Here is a 21049-nt window from a genome sequence, read left to right as displayed (position 1 = left end):
GGCGATCCGGTCGGCCGGGCCGGGGGGCGCATGCCCCCGGACGGGCTTATTTAATGATGTTGGCGCCGAACCACTGTTGGGCGATGCGGGCGGCGGTGCCGTCTTTCTTCATGGCGTCGAGCGTCTGGTCGATCTTGGCCAGGAGCTCGGTGTCTTCTTTGCGCAGCCCCACGCCGTAGTCTTCGGTGCCGAAGTTTTCTTCCAGCACGCGGTACTGCCCTGCCCGCTTGCCGGCCAGATAACGGCCCACGACCTCATCGAGCACGACCGCGTCGAGCCGGCCGGCCGACAGGTCCATCAGGGCCGTGACGTTGTCGCCGAACATTTTCAGTTCTTTCAGGCTGGCGGCCACGGCCTGGTCTTTATTGATGGCGTCAATGGCGCTGCTGCCGTCTTGTGCGCCCACCACGCGGCCGGCCAGGTCGGCCTTGGTCTGCACCGGCGAGTCGGCCGCCACCACGATGATCTGGTGGTTGGCCATGTACGGAGCCGTGAACGCGATGTTTTTCTTGCGTTCTTCGGTGATGGTCAGGCCGTTCCAGAGCACATCGACACGTTTGCCGTTGAGCTCGGCTTCTTTGGCGCTCCAGTCGATGGGCTTGAATTCGACTTCCATGTCCAGGCGGCGCATGGCTTCGCGAGCCATGTCGATATCGAAACCGACGATCTGGTTGTTTTCGTCGCGAAATCCCATGGGCGGGAAGTTGTCATCCAGGCCCACGACGATTTTCTGGGCGGGGGCCGGCGCGCCGGCTTGCGGCGCCGTATCTTCGCCCTGGCCGCAAGCCGCGAGCAGCGACGTGGCGCAAACCAGGAAGACAGCAGTGAGTTTTTTCATGTGAGGAGTACGCCTAGGCGCGCGAAGGAAGAATCAACAGATGGCCCGCAAAAGGCCGAACTGTTGATTATATCCAGTCTGGACTAGGGTTTGCCCGTATCGCGGCGCAAACCCGGCGCGGGCAGACCGCTCCGGGCCGTGGCGGCTGCGCCGATGGGCTAGCGATACACCAGCACGGGCAGCTTGGACTTGGCCAGCACCTTCTGTGTCTGGCTGCCCAGCACCATGGCGGCCATGCCGCTGCGGCCGTGCGAACACATTGCGATGAGGTCGCAGCCCGCGTTGGCGGCATAGTCGACGATGGCCACATAGGGCTGGCTTTCTTCGTGGACGTGCGTGGCGCAGTCGACCCCCGCCTGCCGGGCCCGCTCTGCCGCGGCATCGAGCCAGGCCTGCGCGCGGGCGCGAGATTGCTGCCGCAGTTGCTGGTGCACGCCGGGAAGCTGTACGCCTTCCGAAGCCGACAGGTGCAGCGGCTCGATGACCGTCATGATCGTGACCTTGGCGCGCAGCGCCTGGGCGAGTTCTATGCCGCGCGCCAGGCCGATCTGGGAAAGTTCGGAACCGTCGATGGGAAGCAGGATGTGTTGATACATTAGGGACGCTCTTGGAAAGTGGCGGGCGGAAGCCCCGCCTGCGGCCCAGGGTAGTGCGCCCTGCTGCGGCGACGCTTGATGGCGATCAAGCGCCGCCGCACAGCCCGTTCAAGCGTCCACGGCGGCCTGGATTTTGCCGAACAAGGTGTCGGCGTACGCGGAATCGAGCCACCGCACGATGACCACCATGCGCCGCTCGGGCTCGACCCAGGTGAAGGAGCTGCCGGCGCCGATGCCGAAGAAGCTGGATTCGCTGACGCTGGGAAAGATGCGCCGGTCCTGGTTGAGCCAGATCAGAAAGCCATAGTATGGCGCCAGGCTGCAGGGGGTGCGCATGGCGCGCAGCCAATCCGCGGAGATGATCTGGCGGTTGTTGGCACGCCCGTCGTCGAGCAGCATGCGCCCGATAAGCGCCTGGTCTTCTGCACTGATGGACATGCCGCCGCCCCAATGCGATCCGCCCGGAACGGATGGCATCAGTTGGCCGTCGATGTCGACCCAGGCATTGTCGTAGCAGGCCCAGTGCCAGTCGTCGCTGGCGCCCAGGGGCTGCATGATGGCTTCGCGGAAAACTTCGGGCAACGGCTTGCGAAACAGGTGCAGCAACGCGTACGACAGCTGGTTGATGCGTACGTCGTTGTATTCCCAGTAGCTGCCCGGTTCTTGCAGCGGGCGCGCGTCGCCCTTCTTGCCTTGCGGCGGTTCGCCGAAGGTGACTGCGCGATAGCGGTCGACCTGGTCGGGCACGCCAAACCGTTCGCCTTCCCATTCGCTGGTCTGCTGCAGCAGGTGCCGCCACGTGATGCGCGCATTGCGGCCGCTGTCGAAACCGATGCCGGGCACGCGCGCGCGCACCGGCTCGTCCACGTCGGGCAGCAGGCCCCGATCGTGCGCCACGCCCGCAACCAGGGCCAGATACATCTTGGCCACGCTGAAGGTCAGGTCGGCGCGGCGCGGCTCGCCCCAGGACGCCACGGTGCATCCGTCCACCACTACCAGGCCCGTTACCGGGCCGCGGCCGTGCACGGGCCCCAACAACCGGTTCCAGGGCGGAGGGTCTTGCTGGTGCACGCCCCACACGCCATCGACCTCGCGGTCCCAACCGGTTTCGTGTTCTTGCGCGTAGCGGATCGCCTGCTGCATCAAAGCGTCTTGCATGTTGGTCCTTTGGTATACCAATGGGAGGGCAAGCACGCATGATACGCAAGCGCCCAGGCACCGGCAATTGCCATCCGCATTTGTGCGCGGGCGAGGCGGCGCCTCAGGAGCAGGGCGGGTTTTGGGCGGCATCCAGGGTATTCCCCATGCATGTCCGCATGTCGGGTGCTTTATAGTTGCCGCAGCACTCTATACGTTGGTATACAAATGTGCAGCGACTCCGCCCTGATATCCGCTGATGCAGGCCATGCGGTCGGCCCGGCCGGCGCCGCCCATGCCCGGCGCTCGCGGCCCGCGCCCGTTCTGTGTCGGACCCTGGGCGCAACGTTATGACGCCTGTGGCCTGCCCACCCGGCTTGCGCGCAAACTCGCGCGTGCCGCCGTTGCCGCCCCGCGCGCATCCGCCATAGCAGGCGCCAGACCCGCGCCCGGGCTAGCGGCACCGACGGGCCCGGGAACGATTCACGCAGCAACGCAGTATTCCGCTTATTCGTCCATACGGTTTACAGGAGCCTGCCATGGCTGAACGTCGCGTCAGTTTCGTTGCACCACGTTTTTTTCGTTTGCCCGCCGCCGCCCTGCTGCTGGCCGGCGCCGCCCTGGCCGCCCACCCCGCCTGGGCCGGCAAACAGGATGACACGCTGCGCATGGCGTACGACCAGGCGCCGGAAAGCGTGGACCCGTACTTCAATAACGTGCGCATCGGGGTGATCATCGCCGCCAACGTCTGGGACACGCTGCTGTATCGCGACCCCCTGACCAACGAATACAAGGGCCAGCTGGCCAAGAGCTGGAAGCAGGTCGACGACAAGACGCTGGAGTTCGAACTGCGCGAAGGCGTCAAGTTCCACAATGGCGAGGAGTTCGACGCGGATTCGGTGGTCTACACCCTGAACTTCGTGGCCGATCCCAAGAACAAGGCCACCACGCAGCAGAATGTGCGCTGGATCGACAAGGTCGAGAAACTGGACAAGTACAAGGTGCGCCTGACCACCAAAGAGCCCTTCCCGGCCGCCAAGGAATACCTGTCGACGACGGTGGCCATCCATCCCGCCAAGTACTACGCCGAGGTCGGCCCGCAGGGCATGAACGCCAAGCCGGTGGGCAGCGGGCCATACAAGGTCACCGAGTACGTGCCCGGCAAGTCGATCACCCTGGAAGCCAACAAAGACTATTTCAAGGATTCGCCCAAGGCGCAGCCGAAGATCGGCAAGGTGGTGATCCGCTTCATTCCCGACCGCCAGACCCAGATGGCCGAGGTGATATCGGGAGGCCAGGACTTCATCATGCACGTGCCCAAGGACCAGGCGGAGCAGTTGAAGACGCTGCCCCACCTGCAGGTCAAGAGCGGCAACACCATGCGCATCGTGTTCATGCAGATGAACATCCTGGACAATACGCCGGCCCCCCAGCTCAAGGACGAACGCGTGCGCAAGGCCATCCTGCATGCCATCGACCGGGAAGCCATCGTCAAGAATATTGTGGGTGAAGGATCCGAGATCCTGAACACCATCTGCACGCCGTCGCAGGAAGGCTGCACCGATGACGGGGCGCCGGTATACAAGTACGACCCGGCGCTTGCCAAGAAGCTGCTGGCCGAGGCGGGCCATCCCGATGGCTTTGACATCGACATCGTGGCCTATCGCGAACGCAACCAGACCGAGGCCATCATCAACTATCTGCAGGCGGTGGGCATACGCGCCAAGCTCAACTTCCTGCAGTATGCGGCCATGCGCGACATGATACGCGCCGGCAAGGCGTCGCTTACCCACCAGACCTGGGGCTCGAACCTGGTGAACGACGTATCGGCTTCGACGCCGGTGTACTTCGCGTTCGGCAACGACGACATCACCCGCGACGCCGAAGTGCGCGACCTGCTGGACAAGGGCGACCGCACCATCGACAGCGCGCAGCGCAACGCCACCTACAAGAAGGCGCTGACCCTGATTGCCGAGCGCGCGTACGCCGCCCCGTTGTGGTCGCTGCCGGTGTACTACGTGGCCAGCAAGGACGTGGAGTTCAAGGCGTACCCGGACGAACTGGTGCGCTTCTGGGACATGGGCTGGAACTGATCTCGCGCGGCCGGGAGGAAGGTGATGCTTGCGTTCGTGCTCCGGCGCCTGGGCCTGGCTGTACTGGTGGCGCTGACCGTCTCGATCCTGGCCTTTCTGCTGTTGCATCTGTCCGGCGACCCGGCCATGGCGCTGGCCGGCGAAGGCGCCCGCGAAGCGGACATCGAGATGATACGCAAGACATATGGGCTGGACCGGCCCATTGTCGTGCAGTATGCGGACTGGCTGTGGAACATTCTGAACGGCCGGTTCGGCACCTCGGTGTATTTCAAGACCGACGCGGGCCCCTTGATCTTTTCCAAGCTAAAGACCACGCTGTGGCTGGGCCTGGCGGCATTGGGCGTGGCCCTGTCCATCTCGATTCCGCTGGGGGTGCTGGCCGCTCTGTACAAGGGCAGCCTGGCCGACCGCCTGTGCCTGGCGGTGGCAGTGCTGGGCCAGGCCCTGCCCAACTTTTTCTTCGCGCTCTTGCTGATCATGCTGTTTTCGATCACCTGGAGAGTGCTGCCGGTGTCCGGCAGCGGCACCTGGCAGCATTTCGTGATGCCGGCCATTGCGCTGGGCTATTACGTGGCGCCGGCCTTCATGCGGCTGATCCGCGCCGGAATGATAGAGGTGCTGGGCGCCGACTACATCCGCACGGCCCGCGCCAAGGGGCTGCCGGCGGGCACCGTGATCTTCAAGCATGCCCTGCGCAACGCCATCGTGCCGGTGGTGGCGCTGGCGGCCGTGCAGCTGGGCTACCTGCTGGGCGGGTCGGTCGTCATCGAGACCATCTTCGCGCTGGATGGCCTGGGCTACCTGGCCTACCAGAGCATTACTTATAAAGACTATCCCGTCATGCAGTTGATCGTGTTGTTGCTGTCGGTGCTGTATGTGCTGCTGACCCTGGCGGCCGACGTCGCCAATGCCTGGCTGGACCCGCGGATCAGGGTGGCGTGACCATGGCCACGCCGTTACCCCCCGTGCTTGCCGGCGCACCCGCACCGGATGCGCCCGCGGCCGCCCCGGCACGCCTGACGTGGCGGCGGCTATGGCACAACCAGGCATTGCTCACCGGCGGACTGATTCTGGCGCTGATCGTGCTGGCCGCGCTTTTCGCCCCCTGGCTGGCCCCTCATGACCCCTACTACCAGGACCTGGCCCACCGCACCGTGCCCCCCGTCTGGTACGACAAAGGCAGCTGGCTGCACCCGCTGGGCACCGACCAGCTGGGCCGCGATTATCTGTCACGCCTGTTGTACGGCGCGCGCATATCGCTCTTGATCGGCGCAAGCGTGGCGCTGATCTCGGGCCTGATCGGCACGGCGCTGGGCATGGCGGCCGGCTATTTCGGCGGGCGCATCGACATGGTGGTGTCGTTCCTGATCACCACGCGGCTGTCGATGCCGGTGATCCTGGTGGCGCTGGCCACCGTGGCCATTGTGGGAGGCTCGCTGTGGGTGGTCATTCTGGTGCTGGGCCTGCTCAAATGGGACCGCTATGCCGTGGTCATGCGCAGCGCCACCCAGCAGGTGCGGTCGCTGGAATATGTATCGGCCGCCCAGGCCGCCGGCGCCTCGACCTGGCGCATCGTGCGCGGCGAGGTGCTGCCCAATGTGGTGCCCCATCTGATCGTGATCGCCACGCTGGAGGCGGCCAGCGCCATCCTGCTCGAGGCCGCGCTGTCTTTCCTTGGGCTGGGCGTGCAGCCTCCCCTGCCCTCGTGGGGGCTGATGATTTCCGAGGCCAAGGCGTATATGTTCTTTTCGTTCTGGCTTATTGCCATACCCGGCAGTGCGCTGGCGCTGCTGATATTCGCCATCAACCTGGCCGGCGACGGCCTGCACCAGTGGCTGACTCCGGACGACAGGGCCTGACCCATGAGCGCTGACGATATCGTGCTGGATGTGGAAGACCTGCGGGTCGACATCGATACCCCGCGCGCAGCGGTGCATGCGGTGCGGGGAGTGTCGTTCCAGGTGCGCCGCGGCGAGACGCTGTGCCTGGTGGGCGAATCGGGTTGCGGAAAATCCATGACTTCGCTGGCCATCATGGGGCTTTTGCCGCGCGCCGCGCGCCGCAGCACGTCCCGGCTGGCAGTGCTGGGCGAAGACCTTGCGCAAGCCAGCAGGCGGCGCGTCAATGCGCTGCGCGGCAACAAGATGGCGATGATCTTCCAGGAACCCATGACTGCCCTGAACCCCGCCTACACCATCGGGGAGCAGTTATCCGAGCATTACCGGCATCACCGGCGCGCCAGCGCCGCGCAGGCGCGCGAGCGCGCCGTCGAGCTGCTGGAGAAAGTCGGCATCGCCTCGGCAGGGCAACGGCTGGGGCAGTACCCTCACCAATTGTCCGGCGGCCTGCGGCAGCGCGTGATGATCGCCATGGCGTTGATGTGCGGTCCCGAACTGCTGATCGCAGACGAACCCAGCACGGCGCTGGACGTCACCATCCAGGCACAGATCCTGCGCCTGCTGGCCGACCTGCAGGCCGAGCTGGGCATCGCCATGGTGTTGATCACGCATGACCTGGGCGTGGTGGCTCGGATTGCCCGCCAGGTGGCGGTGATGTACGCCGGGCAGATTGTGGAACAGGCGCCGGTGGCCGAATTGTTCGCAGCGCCCCGCCACCCCTATACCGAGGGCCTGTTGGCCTGTATTCCGGTGCCGGGGCGCACGCAGCCGGGCACTCCCCTGGGCACGATTCCCGGGGTGGTGCCGGCGCTTGCCGGCGAACTGCGCGGCTGCGCTTTCCGCGAGCGTTGCCCGCATGCCCAGGAGCAATGCCGGCACGAGGTGCCTGTGCAACATGCACCCACGGGGCGCGAATGGCGCTGCATTCTGGAGGCCGCCTGATGGACGCGCTGCTACAGGCCCGGGGCGTGAGCCGCAGCTTCGAAGTCAAGACCGGCATGTTTCAGCCCCGCCGCACGCTGCACGCGGTCAACGACGTAGACCTTGCCGTGCCGCGCGGCGGCGTGCTTGGCATCGTGGGCGAATCGGGTTGCGGGAAATCCACCCTGGCGCGCCTGCTGCTGGGGCTGATTCCGCCGACAAGCGGCGAGATCAGTATCGAAGGCCGGGACATACGCGCCATGTCGCGCCGTGGCGTGGCGCGACGCGTGCAACCGGTTTTCCAGGATCCGTATTCGTCATTGAACCCCCGCCGCGATATCGCGTCGATTGTGTCGCTGCCGCTCGAGGTGCACGGCATTCCCGATCCCCGCCGCCGCAAGGCCATCGAGATGCTGGAGCGCGTGGGCTTGCCTGCGCGGCTGGCGGGCAATACGCCGGGCCAGCTGTCGGGCGGCCAACGGCAACGCGTGGCGATTGCGCGCGCGCTGGTAATGAACCCCGAAATCGTCATCTGCGACGAACCCACGTCGGCGCTGGACGTGTCGGTGCAGGCGCAGATCATGAACCTGCTGATGGCATTGCGCGAAGAGTTCAACCTGACCTATGTCTTCATCAGCCATAACCTTGCGGTGGTCGAGCATATCGCCACGCACGTGTCGGTAATGTACCTGGGCCGCGTGGTCGAATCGGCGCCGGCCGCCGAGCTGTTCCGCCAGCCGCGCCACCCCTACACGCAAGCGTTGCTGGCCTCGGTGCTGACACCCGAGCCCGGGCTGGGCATTCCGGACACCGGACTGGGGCTGGCCTTTCCCGACCCCATCAATCCGCCGCCCGGCTGCCCTTTCCATCCACGCTGCAAGCATGCCATGCCCCAGTGCCGGCAGCAGCGCCCCAACCTGGCGCCCCAGGACCGCTCGCTGGTGGCATGCCATCTCTATTCACCGCCTACCCAAGGAAGCGCCCAGCCATGAGTCGTGCCCAAGCTCTCGCCAATGCCGAACAGTGTTTTGATTCAGGCGCTTTCCGGGCCCTGCTCGCGCGCCGCCTGGCGATCCCGACCGAGAGCCAGAACCCGGAGCGCGCCGACGTGCTCGCGTCGTACCTGGAAGCAGAAATGCGGCCGGCCTTCGAGGCCATGGGTTTTGCGTGCGCCACCCTGACGCATCCACAGGCCCGTGCACCGTTCCTGTATGCCGAACGCATTGAAGACCCGGCGCTGCCCACCGTGTTCGGCTACGGCCATGGCGATGTGATCCGCGGCCTGGACCGCGAATGGCATGATGGTCTGTCGCCCTGGGAACTGGCCGAACGCGACGGGCGCTGGTACGGCCGCGGAATCGCCGACAACAAGGGGCAGCACAGCATCAACATGGAAGCCTTGCGCCTGGTGCTGCAGGCGCGCGGCAAGCTGGGTTTCAACGTCAAGTACCTGATAGAAATGGGCGAGGAAACCGGTTCGATGGGCCTGCGCGAGCTGTGCGCGCAACATAAAGAACGCTTTGCCGCCGACTTGCTGATCGCCTCGGACGGGCCGCGCCTGAGCGCCGCGCGCCCTACGGTGTTTCTGGGCGCGCGCGGCAGCCTGAATTTTGACCTGAGCATCGAGGCGCGCCAGGGCGCCCATCATTCCGGCAACTGGGGCGGGCTGATCTCCAACCCCGGTATCCAGCTTGCGCACGCGATCTCGACGCTGGTATCGCCCTGCGGGCAGATACGCGTGCCCGAATGGGTGCCGGCCGGGTTGCCCGACGCCGTGCGCCGCGCGCTGGCCGATTGCCAGGTGGACGGCGGCGCCGATGGTCCGCAGATCGAGCCCGACTGGGGCGAGCCCGGGTTGTCGCCGGCCGAACGCGTATTCGGCTGGTGCTCGTTCGAAGTGCTGGCATACAAGACGGGCAATCCGGACACGCCCGTGAATGCGATCCCGGCGCGGGCCTGGGCGCGTTGCCAATTGCGTTTCGTGGTGGGCGTAGATCCGGCTCAGCTGCTGCCGGCGCTGCGCCGCCACCTGGACCGCCAGGGCTTTCCCATGGTGAAGATTCAGACCACCCGCGAAACCATGTTCCATGCCACGCGCATTGACCCGGACGACCCCTGGGTACGCTGGGCGGTCGCGTCACTGGAAGCCACCAGCGGAAAGAAAGTGGCCATACTGCCCAACCTGGGCGGGTCGCTGCCCAACGATATTTTCACCGACGTTCTGGGCCTGCGCACCATCTGGGTGCCGCATTCGTACCCCGGATGCTCGCAGCACGCGCCCAACGAACACCTGCCGCCCGAGCTGCTGCGCGAGGCCCTGGGGTTGATGACCGGCCTTTACTGGGACCTGGGCGCGGGCGGCACGCCGCCGCTGCAGCGCTGAGCTGCCATGCGCCCGGCGCGCACGCGCCGTATTGCCGGCCGGGGGCCAGGGTCAGGTGTAGGCCTGGAACACCCGGGTCAGGCCCCAGCGGCGCACCAGCAGCACCTCGTAAGGATGCTTGCGCCCCTGGTATTCGGGCCCGTCCATCCCGGGCGAACCCAGCGGCATGCCGGGCACGGCCAGGCCGATCGCCGCGGGCTGCTCGCGCAAGAGCCGCTGGATGTCGCTGGCCGGCACATGCCCTTCCAGCGCATAGCCCTGTACTCGCGCGCTATGGCATGACGCGTACTCGGCGGGCATGCCCAGTTTCCGGCGTATGGGCCCGGTGTCGGGGACATCTTCGACCTGGACCTGGAAACCATACTCGTGCAGATGGGCGATCCAGTCGGTGCAGCAGCCGCAGGTGGGAGACTTCCATACCTGGACCCGCGCCGCCGCGGGTTGCGACCGCGCCAGCGCTGGCGCCAGTGCAGGCGCCAGCGCCAGCCCGCCCAGCAGGCGGCGGCGCGTCAGGAAAGACGGGCAAGATGAAGATGACATGGCAGTACCTGGCATAGGGCCGACGATAAACCGCCAGCGTACACCGGCCGGCCGCGTCGTGGCGCAAAGGCGCGGCCGGCCCTTGCGATCTGGCGCAACCCCAGCCGCGGTCAGGCGACTGGCCGTGGCGCAGCGGGTGCGTCGTCTTCGTCTTCGCTGACCCGGTCCAGCTCATTACCCAGGACGTCTTCGCCGCCGGCGCCGGTTTCTCTTGAAAGCCGGCGTCGCGTCTGGCCGGCGGCCCGGGCGTTGCCGTGTTCGTCCGGGCGGTCGGTCTGCAGGAACAGGTTGGCCGGCGGGGCGTAGCCGTTCTTGTCCTGGCCGAAGTAAACCACAGTGTGCGGATACGGCAGTTCGATGCCCGCGGCGTTGAAGTGTTTCTTGACCAGCCGGTTATAGCCGCGCTGCACCGCCCATTGCATGCCGGGCGTGGTCTTGATCAGCACGCGTATCGTCACGCCTTTTTCGCTGAGCGCGGTGACGCCGGGAATGCTGATGTCTTCAAGCACCTCGGGCGCCAGCACTTCGTCCTGCATCAGCTCTTCGAAAGCCTGGCGCAGGTGGTGGACGGCATCGTCGACGCTTTCGCGGTGCGCGATGGTGTACTCGCCCAGATGGTACGAGAAGTCGCGCATGTGGTTGGACACGACATCGACAGACGAGAAGGGAATCAGGTGATAGCCGCCGTCCAGCGTGCGTATGCCCACCGAGCGTATGGTGATCTTTTCCACCGTGCCGAAGATGCCGGCCACTTGCACCACGTCGTTCTGGTTCATGCCGTTTTCAAGCTGGATGAACACGCCTGTGATGATGTCTTGCACCAGCTTCTGCGAACCGAAGCCGATTGCCAGGCCCACGACCCCTGCCCCGGCGATCAGCGGCGCGATGTCGACGCCGATCTGCGACAGCACCACCAGCACTGTCAGGGTCACGATGACGATCAGGGCGGCATTGCGGAACAGCGCCAGCAGCGTGCGCTCGCGGGCGGTGGGCGTGCCCGAACCCTCGCTGAGGCTGAGCCTGTGTTCGATGATGCTGGCGATCAGCGTCCAGGCAACGGCGGCGATCAGCAGGATGATGGCCACATTGACAACGGTGCGCACAGCCGTCGCGCCGGCATCCGACACCAGCCAGCTCGACAGGTCGAACACCCGCCACGCGTCCAGAACGAACAGCGCGACAACGATGCGGATAAGTACGCCCAGCCCTTTCAGCGCGGCGGGCACGTAGGCGTTGACCCGGGCCTCGAGCATGGGCAGCCTGGTCCGCACGTCCTGCGGCAGGACGATGCGGCGCGACAGCGCGCCGTGCAGCACAACGAGCAGCAACGCGCCCACTCCCAGCGACAGCAGGGACTGTATGGTGGCCTGCACCATGAACGGCAATGCGTGTTCGGTATCGACCTGGCTGACGACCAGCAGCACGGTGAAATAGCCGACAGCCAGCCAGTGCCAGGTGCGCGCCAGCAGCCGGAACCATGTGCCGAAGTACGACGCCGTGGCCTGCGCGGCGCGTCTTTCCAGGCGTTGCCGCAATGCCACGCGGTTGCGCCATATTGTGCGCACCGCATACAGGTACGCCGCGAGCATGATGATCAGGCCCAGCAGTTCGCCGATAGACTCAGTCAGCAAGGCCTTGGCCAGCGGTTCGGCGAGCAGCAGGCCGTAGCCGATGGCCGTGGCGATGCGGCCCAGCCGGCTGTTCCAGTAGCGCGCCAGATCGTCTTCCATCGTGAACAGGCGCAACATGGGATACCGCGTGGCGAACACGCCGCGGATCAGCGCCTTGGCGAATTCCACGGCGATATAGGCCCGCACGAACATCACCTGCGCGGCGCTGATGTCTCCCCGCGGCGAGGTGCCGTAAAGCCCCGCTAGGTAGCCCGCGAGCCCGGCCGCCAGCACGATGGCCAGGTCTATGACCAGGGCGCCGGTCATTGCGCCGGCGCGGCGCAACATCACCGCCAGCACCGCGCCTCGTGGGGCGCCGGCCGTTGTATGAGGCTGGCGCGCGAGCCAGCGGTCGATGCGCGCATACGCATGCGCGGCGATGGCGCGCAGCAGCCAGAATGCCACCAGGGTTACCGCAGCCACCAGGGCGACCCCCAGCAGCGCGCTCGAAAGCTCTTGACGTTGCTGGGGCGTCATGCCGCCGCTGCTCAACGACGTCAATTCGTCTACGGCGCGGCCCGCGTGGGTGGCCATGCCGGCCAGGAAGGCCTGGGCGCTTTGCGCCAGGCGGCCCGGCAATGAGGGCGCGCTCGCCGTTTGCTGCGACGCCTCGTCCCCTGCCGCCGGCGCGGCATCGCGCAATTGTTCAACCAGCCGTTGACGCGCGGCGGGATCTTCCAGCAGATCCGCCAGGCGGGCGGGCGTCAGTTCGGATGTGTCGGTGGCGGTCGGCGCCTGCGTGGAAGACGTGTCGGCTGCCTGCGCGGCATGGGCGGCGCCGCCCACCAACATCGCCAGCAGCAGGATGAAGATGCAGCACGCATTCCTTGCCCAGGGCACGGCGGACCAGGCGCGTGGCAACGCCGATTCGATGAACATGCCCAAGGGTCTGGTATAGGGTGCTGGCCGGGTCAAATGGGGGACCTCCACAACAAGCGGCACTGCAAGCGCGGGCCGCGACGACGCGGCCTTCCGCAATGGGAAGGCCGTTGCCATGATAAAGCCCGCTGCAGCGGCAGGACAAACTGCCGCCCCGCGCATCATGGCAGATGCGGGGTGTGGCGGGTTTGGCAGGCTCTGGCGAAAAAGAAACGGGCCGCGCAACACGTTATGCGCTGCGCGGCCCGTGCGGGCGGAGAGCCGTCGCGCCCGCACGGGCGCGACGTGTCAGGCTCAGGCGTCCTGGCGCGCCGCCTGGGCGGCGGGCGCGGCGGCCCGCTTGCGCGCCGCGATCCAGCGGCCCAGGCCCACCACAAAGAGCGCACCCACGACCTCGGCGGCGAGCTTGGTGGCGCCCGAGATCTCGCCAAACTGCTCGACCACGACCACATCGGTAACCAGCATGCCGCCGGCAATCCAGCCCAGCAGGCCCGCGCCGAATGTCACGACCAGCGGGTAGCGGTCGATGAGCTTGAGCACCAGCGTGCTGCCCCAGATGATGATGGGCACGCTGACCACCAGGCCGAAGATCACCAGTCCGATCTGGTGCGAGGGGTCGGCCATCTGCGCCGCGCCCGCGATGGCGATCACGTTGTCCAGGCTCATGACGAAGTCCGCTACGATAATGGTCTTGACGGCTGCCCATACCGACGCGCCGCCCTGGATGTTGCCGTGCGCGTCCTCTTCGGGGATCAGCAGTTTGACGCCGACCCACAGCAGCAGCAAGGCGCCTACGATCTTCAGGTAGGGAATCGTCAACAGGGTGAGCGCGAAGGCAATCAGTACGACGCGCAAGCCAATGGCGCCGGCGGTGCCCCATAGAATGCCCTGCATGCGCTGCTTGGCCGGCAGATTGCGGCATGCCAGTGCAATGACTACAGCGTTGTCGCCGCCCAGCAGGATGTCGATAAGAATAATCTGGAACACGGCGGCCCAGCTGAGGGTTTGCAGGAACTCAAGCATGCAATCTCCGAGGTAAATAAGGTAGTAAAGACGCTGTTTCAGCCATTCTTACAACTAGCTGAATTCAAAGAGGCTGAATAATACCTTACAGTGGCCCCGCCGGAACGGCGTTGACGTGTTGTTACCAGTGACCCCGCACCCGGCCAACCACGGGGTAGCGTCCGAAATATTCCTTAAAATCAACGGATTAGCCAAGATTCTGCGGGATCTGCGCTAGCTTGGGCACGCGGCATGCGTACAGGGCGGACACCCGCCTACAGCGCCATTACTATGTCCAAGCTGAAAGCCAACGGTTCCGCGGCTCCCCCCGCGCTGGTCGTGCCCTATCCGCGCCGCCTGGGCGCGAGCGCCCACGACATCGCCAGTCATCGCGCCCTGGCGGGCAAGCTGGCAACCGTGCTGGGATGCCCGTGCGTCCTGGACTACGAACCCGGCGGCGACGCGCGCCCCGGCCGCGAGCGAATCTACTATGTGCCCGCGATGACGCTTGGCGCGCCGGCGGCCGAGCGGCTGGGCATCGGGAACGAGGCCGACCTGTATGGCGGAGTGGTGCCTTATGAGTTCGTCGCCACCAAGGCCATCTCGCACCCTGTGCTGGAGCGCGCTCATGCCGCGCCGCCGCCCGGGTGGCAGGCCAGGCTCGGCGAGCGGCTGCGCGGCTGTGTGCTGCAGGGCTATACCGTTTTTTCTTGCCAGGACGCATTGCGTGCGGGCGCCCTGCTGCTGCGCGACGGCCCGGTGCGCATCAAGCCCGTGCATGCCACCGCGGGACGCGGGCAACTGACCGCGCACGACGAGGCTGACCTGCGCGCCGCGGTACGCAGCCTGGACGAAAGCGAATTCGCGCAGTGCGGGCTGGTGCTGGAAGAACACCTGGAAGACGTGGACACTTATAGCGTGGGCGTGGCAAGACTGCCCGGCCTGTGCGCAAGCTATGTCGGCACGCAACGGCTCACCCGCGACAACCAGGGCGCGGCGGTTTATGGCGGCTCGGACATGATATTCGTGCGCGGTGACCTGGACGTGCTGGCGGCTCGCCATTGGCCGGCCGCCCTGCGGCACGCTATCGGACTGGCCATGCAGTATGACCGCGCCATCGAGCTGAGCTACCCGGGCTTCTATGCTTCGCGCCGCAACTACGATGTGGCCGGCGGCCGCAATGCGCAGGGCCAGTATCGCTATGGCGTGCTGGAACAGTCGTGGCGGGCCGGCGGCGCCAGCATGGGCGAAGCCTGCGCGCTAGAGGCTTTCGCCGCCGACGCCGGCCTGACACGGGTGCGCGCCAGGACCACGGAAAGCTATGGGGAAGGCAACGGCGAGCCCGCCGACGCCCTGCTGATCTACGACGACGATGACCCCTTCGTAGGCCGTATCCGAAAGTCCGCGGGAGTGGTGCGCCATGGCCACGAGTAACCATTCCGTGACGATCAACGTCGATGGGCAGGATCTGTCGGGCACGTTCCTGGCGCCTGCCACGCGGATGCCGGGCGTGCTGTTCATCCACGGCTGGGGCGGCAGCCAGCAGTTCGACCTGGTGCGCGCCCGCAGCATTGCCGGCCTGGGATGTGTATGCCTGACCTTCGACTTGCGCGGCCATGCGGCCACCGAGACGCAGCGCGCGCGCGTATCGCGCGCCGACAGCCTGCGCGACGTGCTGGCCGCCTATGACCGATTGCTCAGCCACCCGTGGATCGACCGCACGGCCATCGCCGTGGTGGGCAGCAGCTACGGCGGCTATCTTGCCGCCCTGCTGTCGGCGCTGCGGCCCGTGCGCTGGCTGGCGTTGCACGTGCCCGCTCTGTATCGCGACGAGGAATGGGAGCGCCCCAAGGGCGCCCTGGAGCGTGAAAGCCTGGCTGCCTACCGCCGGGCCCGCGTGGCCCCCGGGGAAAACCGGGCCCTGGCCGCGTGTGAAGCTTTTACCGGCGATGTGCTCATTGTGGAAGCCGAGCACGACGCGTTTATTCCCCATTCGACCATCATGAACTACCGGTCGGCGTTCGTGCGCGCGCACTCGATGACGCATCGCATCGTGGACGGCGCCGACCATGCGCTGACCGATAAAGCCGCCCAACGGGCGTACACCACCATATTGCTGGGCTGGGCGACCGAAATGATTGTCGGCGCCCGCGTGGGCGGCGAGCCTCTGCCGCCGCGCTAGCCCGGCCGGGCACGCCTCTTGCAAAGCCGCTGTCGATCTACGGAGTGTGTGGCATGAATGAAATAGAACGCGTGGCCCGCTACATGCGCGAGCAGTCCCTGGCGCTGGTGACGGCAGAGTCCTGTACCGCAGGCCTGATTGCCGCCACGCTTGCGGATGTGCCGGGCGCCGGCAGTTTGCTCGATTGTGCGTTCGTGACTTATGCGCCGCAGGCCAAGATGCGCTGCCTCGGGCTGGATCAGGGGCTGCTGCAGCGCTGCAACCTGACCAGCGAACCGGTCGCCCGCGCCATGGCGCTGGGCGCCAGCCGGCTGAGCCCGGCGCCCGTGGCAATCGCCAACACCGGCGTGTCGGACGCTACGGACGACGACATCGAGCCAGGCACCCAGTGTTATGCGTGGCTGTTCAGAAGCGGCGCGGCCGATGGGCGGCCGGTGATCTACACCGAAACCCGCGTGTTCTCCGGCGGGCGCAATGCGATCCGCCAGGCCAGCGCCCGTTATGCGCTGTCGCGCCTGCCTCATTACCACCGGGCATGGCAGGCCGGCGAATCCCCTACCCCTGCCATATCGGCAAAGGAGCCAACATGAAACCCACTGATCGACCCGATTCGAAACCGGATCCCACCGAAGACGATACGCCAAGGGAATCGCAGCAAAGCCACGGCGACAATCAGAACCGCAGCAAAAAGGATGGCCATGCGACCCAGGTCGGTACTGGCCAGGATCAGCAAAGCCAGCGGCAGCGTGGCGGCGGAGCCCGCCGCTCATAGGTTCGGCCGCGAACCTGCAGTTAACGATGCGCCCCGATCACCCGCAGCATTTCGCGGTTGAAGGCCGGAATATCGTCGGGCTTGCGACTGCTGACGAGATTGCCGTCTACCACCACCTCCTGGTCAACCCAGTGCGCGCCGGCGTTGCGCAGGTCGTCCTGTACCGAGGGCCAGCTTGTCAGCGTCCGGCCGCGCAGCAGATCGGCAGACGCCAGCAGCCACGGCCCGTGGCATATGACGGCGATGACCTTGCCCTGCTCCTGCATGGCCCGCACGAAATCGCGGGCGGCGGGGTGCATGCGGATCTCGTCGGCATTGACGACCCCGCCCGGCAACAGCACGGCATCGAAATCCGCGGCGCGGGCCTCGCTGAAGATCAGGTCCACGTCGAACCGGTCTCCTTTGTCGATGTGATGCATGCCCAGGATGGGCTCGCGCGCGGCCGATACGAGCGCGGTGCGCGCGCCCTGCTGCGCCAGCGCCTCGCGAGGCCGCGTCAGTTCCACTTGCTCAAAGCCATCCACCGCGAGGATAGCAACGTTGACATCTTTCAAGGAACCTTCCATAGATACCTCCGTTGTACATGAAGTCCGCAACGGGGGGCAGCAACCCGTGTTCCCGCTGCCCGCCGAAAGCGGCCTGGTGTATGTGGACGACCGGCGGCCCGGTTTTACCCGCGCGCGCACCCGCGCAGGCAAGTTCCGCTACCTGGACACGCAGGGCAAGGTCATCAGGGACCCGGCCGTGGTGAGGCGCATCGATGCGTTGGCCATCCCGCCCGCATATACCGAGGTCTGGATCTGCCCCCAGGCCAATGGCCATCTGCAGGCTACCGGTCGCGATGCACGCGGGCGCAAGCAGTATCGCTATCATCCCGACTGGACGGCCGTGCGCGATGCCAGCAAGTATGGGCAGCTGCTGGAATTCGCCGCGGGGCTGCCGCGCATACGGCGCCGGGTCGAGCGCGACATGCGGTTACGGGCGCTGTCGCAGGACAAGGTGCTGGCCGTCGTGGTGCGCTTGCTGGAAATCACGCTTATCCGCATCGGCACACGCGAATATGCCCGCGCCAACAAGTCGTATGGCCTGACGACGCTGAAGCGTCGCCATACTGCCGTGGCGGGCGATCGCCTGCGCCTGCGGTTCATCGGCAAGAGCGGCGTGCCCCACGATGTGACGGTCAGTGACGCGCGGGTGGCGCGCACCGTCAAGCGCTGCATGGATCTGCCGGGGCAGCAACTGTTTCACTACCGCGACGCCGACGGACAGGCGCGGCCGGTGAGCTCGGAAATGGTCAATGCATACTTGAAAGAGGCCGGCGGAGGCGGTTTCACGGCCAAACACTACCGCACTTGGGCAGGCTCGGTGATGGCGTTCGCCCTGCTGCAGCGCCTGCCGGCGGCCAGCGAAAGCGAGGCCAAGCGCAACATGGTCCAGGTCGTCAAGCAGGTAGCCGGCCGCCTGAGCAACACCCCGGCGGTATGTCGCAGTTGTTATATACATCCCGCGATTCTGCAAGCATACGTGCGCGGCGAATTGCCCCCACGCGGCGCGGCCCCCGACTCGCCGCGCGGCCTGAATGCCGACGAGCGACGCCTGTGGCATTTCCTGCGGACATACTCGTACCCGGCGACCGCCTGAGGCGGCAGCGCCGGGCAACCGTCAGAACAAGTGCGTACGCACGTGCTTGGCGTTGGGCCTCGGCTTGGAGCCATCGGCCCAGCTCGAATCATCCCGGGTGTCGCGGGGAGGGTCGCTGGCCTGCGCGGCCTCGTCTGGCGTGTGTTTGCCGGGTTTGGAAGGCTGGGTGGGCACTTGTACCGGCCCCTTCGGGGGCAGGACTTTGCCCGCCACCGCATCGGCGCCTTTGCCCTGCTGTGCTTGGGTATCCGGTGTATCCGGCTGTGCGCGCTTGCCTGCTCGCTTGCGACTGGCATGGGTCATGGTGTCGGGCCTCCGTTTATACCTGCGGCGTGCCCGAGGGCGCCTGGGGCCGTCCAACACTGACAGGCTCGCGTTGAGGCGGCTCCAGCGGGTTGAAGTCCTGCCATTTGCCGTTCATCCACCGTCCGTTGGCCCGCTCCACGTCGGCGCCTCCGGCTTCGCGCAGCAACGCCGCCGCGCGGGCTTCCTGGTCCGGCTGCACGTGAAGGGCCAGCAGTACACCCGCCTGGCGCACTTCGGGATGCTGCCTGGGGGCGGCCGGATGGCGGCGTCGCCCTCGGCCGGACACCCACAAGGCTCCACCCAGCGCGCCGATATAGGCGCCCACCCCGCCGGCCGCCGCCACCGCGATGGCGGACGGCTGGAACTGCCACGCCACCGCCGCGCATACCAACGCAAACAGAATGCCCAGCCCGGCCGCGCCCAGCATGGCGCCCACGGACGCACCGCGGGCGTCGGGGTCCGCCCGACGGTCTCCACCTACGGGATAAATGCCGTGCTCGCCCGCGATCCCTACGTAGAACGTGTGCATGTCCTCATCGCGATAGCCGGCCTCGAACAGCCGTTGCGCGGCCACCTCGGCCTGGTCAAAGGTCTGGAACCGCGCTGCAACGATCAATGCCATCATGGTCTCCTGCTAATGGTTGTGGCGCTGCGTACAGGCAAGCAATTCCTGTACCCGGCCCGACACCACGCGCCGCCGCGCGAGTACAGACCTCAGCCCCCTGCCTATATCCCGCGCGAGCCGCCAGCGCTGGCGTGCGGTCGGTTGCAGGCGGAACTCGCGCAAGGTGGCGCGCCAGGCCATCGCCGCAGGCAGGCGCAGCCAGGCAGTCCATATCGCGTTGCGCGCCAGCAGCCGGCGGCGCAACGTCGCGTCGCGCGCGGACGATGGCCAATGCCGCGTACATACTGCAGGGGCGTAGACAATGCGCCAGCCGCGCTCGAGCGCATCCAGCGCCAGCAGGGATTCCTCGCCGCCAATCAGCAGTGGCGGCCAGTACCCCCCCACAGCGCGGAACACCTCGGTGCGCATGACGCAGGCGCCGGCCATGAAGCCCATCAGGCAGGGACCGACGCCCGGCTGTTCCGGCAAGGGGCTTTCCTGCATGGCGCTGCAGGCCGGGTCGGGCTTGGCGGCGTCGCCCACCAGGACGCGGGCATTCAGTATGCCGATCTCGGGCGTGGCATCGAGTATGCGGATGGCGGCCTCCAGGGCGCCCGGTTCCCAGCAGGTGTCGTCGTCGCAGAACGCAACGTAGTCAGTCTGGACTTGGCGAACGCCCAGGTTGCGACCGGCGGCGCCCAGGTTGTCCGGGGCCTGCACCAGCGTGATGTCGGGGAAGCGGCGTCGCACCGCGGCGGCCGTGCCGTCGGCGCTGGCATTGTCCACCACCACCACCGGGTACTGTGCGGGCAGGCTCCCGAGCCGGTCCAGGGTGCGCAACAATTCGCTGCGTCGGTTATACGTCAGCACCACAATGGACAGGCGCGGCGGCATCATTTCCCTGCTTGCTCCGCCGACAGTTCCCAATAGCGCTCCGGCGCCGCGTCATCGCCCTGCCCCGGCACCAGCCCCAACGGTTCCAGTTGGCTTGCATAGGCGGCCACGGCGCGGGTCTTGCGCTCGCCGCGGTACGCGGGGCCCGGCACGGGTGTGGCCACGATGTGCTGTGCGCGCAGCGCCGCCAGCCTGGATTGCACTAGCCCGGGCTTGCGGCGGTACAGGGCTTCCTCGTAGGCAAGCCAGCGTCCTCCCAGCGGCCGTTCAAACAGCCGCCATATGGTCAGCGCCGCCTCCGACACCCGCAGATGATCGCGATGAAACAGCCCCAGCGGCAACAGCAACACGGCAGGCTGCAGTGTCGTGAGCGCAGTGGCCAGCATGCCGGTCAGCCGCCCGGGCCCGGCCTGCTGGCGGGTGTACTGCTCATCCAGCAGCCCCAGGTCAAGATTGCGGGCGCCGAGCACCGCCATGGCGGCGCGGTTTTCTTCGTGGCGTGCCAGCATCGCCTGGTCGGCGCTCTGGAAGCCGCAACGCCGATCCCAGTCGGTCAGCGGCGTGGAGCTCGGCGGCACCCCCGAGTACACCGTCAGCACTGTGCTTCCCGGGCATGCCGCGAGCCAATTGCCGCAACTCAGTACGGCGTCGTCGAAGTGGGGGGAAATCACGACGACGCTGCCCGACATGTCC

Annotated in this window: 22 protein-coding genes; 11 read left to right on the top strand and 11 right to left on the bottom strand. The window is 66.6% G+C overall.

Annotated elements, in window-relative coordinates:
- Nucleotides 1–46 precede the first annotated feature (46 nt).
- From CAL19_RS08425 to CAL19_RS08415, 3 genes are all read right to left on the bottom strand, one after another.
- Nucleotides 47–838 carry an amino acid ABC transporter substrate-binding protein gene (locus tag CAL19_RS08425; RefSeq protein WP_094796542.1) on the bottom strand — a complete coding sequence of 264 codons (792 nt, stop codon included), beginning with the start codon at nucleotides 836–838 and terminating at the stop codon, nucleotides 47–49.
- A 158-nt stretch (nucleotides 839–996) separates the two neighbouring features.
- Nucleotides 997–1434, bottom strand: a complete 438-nt coding sequence (locus tag CAL19_RS08420) for a universal stress protein (protein ID WP_094796541.1) — start codon at nucleotides 1432–1434, stop codon at nucleotides 997–999.
- 108 nt (nucleotides 1435–1542) lie between these two features.
- Nucleotides 1543–2592, bottom strand: a complete 1050-nt coding sequence (locus CAL19_RS08415; protein ID WP_094796540.1) for a serine hydrolase domain-containing protein — start codon at nucleotides 2590–2592, stop codon at nucleotides 1543–1545.
- Nucleotides 2593–3110: 518 nt separating this feature from the next.
- On the opposite strand from CAL19_RS08415, the gene CAL19_RS08410 reads away from it, so the two are divergent.
- The 6 genes from CAL19_RS08410 to CAL19_RS08385 are packed head-to-tail and all read left to right on the top strand — an operon-like array spanning nucleotide 3111 to nucleotide 9866.
- A complete protein-coding gene (locus CAL19_RS08410) occupies nucleotides 3111–4664 on the top strand; it encodes an ABC transporter substrate-binding protein (RefSeq protein ID WP_026638534.1) in 1554 nt (517 codons plus the stop codon).
- A gap of 24 nt (nucleotides 4665–4688) precedes the next feature.
- The gene (locus CAL19_RS08405) at nucleotides 4689–5606 is read left to right on the top strand and encodes an ABC transporter permease (RefSeq protein ID WP_026638533.1); all 918 of its coding nucleotides are present in this window, start codon (nucleotides 4689–4691) and stop codon (nucleotides 5604–5606) included.
- 2 nt (nucleotides 5607–5608) lie between these two features.
- On the top strand, nucleotides 5609–6523 hold the full coding sequence (locus tag CAL19_RS08400) for an ABC transporter permease (RefSeq protein ID WP_094796539.1): 915 nt from the start codon (nucleotides 5609–5611) through the stop codon (nucleotides 6521–6523).
- A 3-nt stretch (nucleotides 6524–6526) separates the two neighbouring features.
- On the top strand, nucleotides 6527–7504 hold the full coding sequence (locus CAL19_RS08395) for an ABC transporter ATP-binding protein (RefSeq protein WP_026638531.1): 978 nt from the start codon (nucleotides 6527–6529) through the stop codon (nucleotides 7502–7504).
- Nucleotides 7504–8475, top strand: a complete 972-nt coding sequence (locus tag CAL19_RS08390) for an ABC transporter ATP-binding protein (RefSeq protein ID WP_094796750.1) — start codon at nucleotides 7504–7506, stop codon at nucleotides 8473–8475. The genes CAL19_RS08395 and CAL19_RS08390 overlap by 1 nt, the downstream gene beginning before the upstream one ends.
- Nucleotides 8472–9866, top strand: a complete 1395-nt coding sequence (locus tag CAL19_RS08385; RefSeq protein WP_094796538.1) for a M20 family metallopeptidase — start codon at nucleotides 8472–8474, stop codon at nucleotides 9864–9866. The genes CAL19_RS08390 and CAL19_RS08385 overlap by 4 nt, the downstream gene beginning before the upstream one ends.
- A gap of 51 nt (nucleotides 9867–9917) precedes the next feature.
- Here the strand turns inward: CAL19_RS08385 and CAL19_RS08380 are convergent, their stop codons facing one another.
- The 3 genes from CAL19_RS08380 to CAL19_RS08370 form a co-directional block, all read right to left on the bottom strand.
- On the bottom strand, nucleotides 9918–10406 hold the full coding sequence (locus CAL19_RS08380) for a DUF411 domain-containing protein (RefSeq protein WP_026638528.1): 489 nt from the start codon (nucleotides 10404–10406) through the stop codon (nucleotides 9918–9920).
- Nucleotides 10407–10516: 110 nt separating this feature from the next.
- Entirely contained in the window at nucleotides 10517–12955 is a 2439-nt protein-coding gene (locus CAL19_RS08375; protein WP_094796537.1) for a mechanosensitive ion channel domain-containing protein, read from the bottom strand.
- Nucleotides 12956–13249: 294 nt separating this feature from the next.
- The gene (locus CAL19_RS08370; protein ID WP_026638526.1) at nucleotides 13250–13978 is read right to left on the bottom strand and encodes a TerC family protein; all 729 of its coding nucleotides are present in this window, start codon (nucleotides 13976–13978) and stop codon (nucleotides 13250–13252) included.
- Between the two features lie 270 nt (nucleotides 13979–14248).
- Here CAL19_RS08370 and CAL19_RS08365 point away from each other — a divergent pair, with 270 nt between their 5' ends.
- From CAL19_RS08365 to CAL19_RS08350, 4 genes are read left to right on the top strand one after another with little or no spacing between them, the layout of a single operon-like run.
- On the top strand, nucleotides 14249–15391 hold the full coding sequence (locus CAL19_RS08365) for a DUF3182 family protein (protein WP_051423643.1): 1143 nt from the start codon (nucleotides 14249–14251) through the stop codon (nucleotides 15389–15391).
- Nucleotides 15378–16139, top strand: a complete 762-nt coding sequence (locus CAL19_RS08360; RefSeq protein WP_026638524.1) for an alpha/beta hydrolase family protein — start codon at nucleotides 15378–15380, stop codon at nucleotides 16137–16139. The genes CAL19_RS08365 and CAL19_RS08360 overlap by 14 nt, the downstream gene beginning before the upstream one ends.
- A gap of 53 nt (nucleotides 16140–16192) precedes the next feature.
- Complete coding sequence (locus CAL19_RS08355) at nucleotides 16193–16729, top strand: CinA family protein (protein WP_051423642.1); 537 nt, start codon at nucleotides 16193–16195, stop codon at nucleotides 16727–16729.
- Entirely contained in the window at nucleotides 16726–16911 is a 186-nt protein-coding gene (locus CAL19_RS08350) for a hypothetical protein (protein WP_094796536.1), read from the top strand. Before CAL19_RS08355 ends, CAL19_RS08350 begins: the two co-directional genes overlap by 4 nt.
- A gap of 20 nt (nucleotides 16912–16931) precedes the next feature.
- On the opposite strand, the gene CAL19_RS08345 is transcribed toward CAL19_RS08350, so the two are convergent.
- Complete coding sequence (locus tag CAL19_RS08345; protein WP_026638523.1) at nucleotides 16932–17477, bottom strand: type 1 glutamine amidotransferase domain-containing protein; 546 nt, start codon at nucleotides 17475–17477, stop codon at nucleotides 16932–16934.
- A gap of 46 nt (nucleotides 17478–17523) precedes the next feature.
- Here CAL19_RS08345 and CAL19_RS08340 point away from each other — a divergent pair, with 46 nt between their 5' ends.
- Nucleotides 17524–18552 (top strand): DNA topoisomerase IB, encoded by a 1029-nt coding sequence (locus CAL19_RS08340; protein WP_026638522.1) that lies wholly within the window; start codon nucleotides 17524–17526, stop codon nucleotides 18550–18552.
- A gap of 21 nt (nucleotides 18553–18573) precedes the next feature.
- Here CAL19_RS08340 and CAL19_RS08335 read toward each other — a convergent pair whose 3' ends face one another.
- From CAL19_RS08335 to CAL19_RS08320, 4 genes are read right to left on the bottom strand one after another with little or no spacing between them, the layout of a single operon-like run.
- Entirely contained in the window at nucleotides 18574–18855 is a 282-nt protein-coding gene (locus CAL19_RS08335) for a hypothetical protein (RefSeq protein ID WP_026638521.1), read from the bottom strand.
- A 16-nt stretch (nucleotides 18856–18871) separates the two neighbouring features.
- Nucleotides 18872–19480: a hypothetical protein gene (locus CAL19_RS08330; protein WP_051423649.1), complete on the bottom strand. Its 609-nt coding sequence runs from the start codon at nucleotides 19478–19480 to the stop codon at nucleotides 18872–18874.
- A 12-nt stretch (nucleotides 19481–19492) separates the two neighbouring features.
- Complete coding sequence (locus CAL19_RS08325; protein WP_094796535.1) at nucleotides 19493–20359, bottom strand: glycosyltransferase family 2 protein; 867 nt, start codon at nucleotides 20357–20359, stop codon at nucleotides 19493–19495.
- A complete protein-coding gene (locus CAL19_RS08320) occupies nucleotides 20356–21045 on the bottom strand; it encodes a PIG-L deacetylase family protein (protein WP_231494526.1) in 690 nt (229 codons plus the stop codon). The genes CAL19_RS08325 and CAL19_RS08320 overlap by 4 nt, the downstream gene beginning before the upstream one ends.
- Nucleotides 21046–21049 lie beyond the last annotated feature (4 nt).

Source organism: Bordetella genomosp. 7 (assembly GCF_002261265.1).
Taxonomy (GTDB): Bacteria; Pseudomonadota; Gammaproteobacteria; order Burkholderiales; family Burkholderiaceae_B; genus Bordetella_A.
Note: the sequence above shows the minus strand (reverse complement) of the source record. Positions and strands in the feature narration are given on the sequence as shown.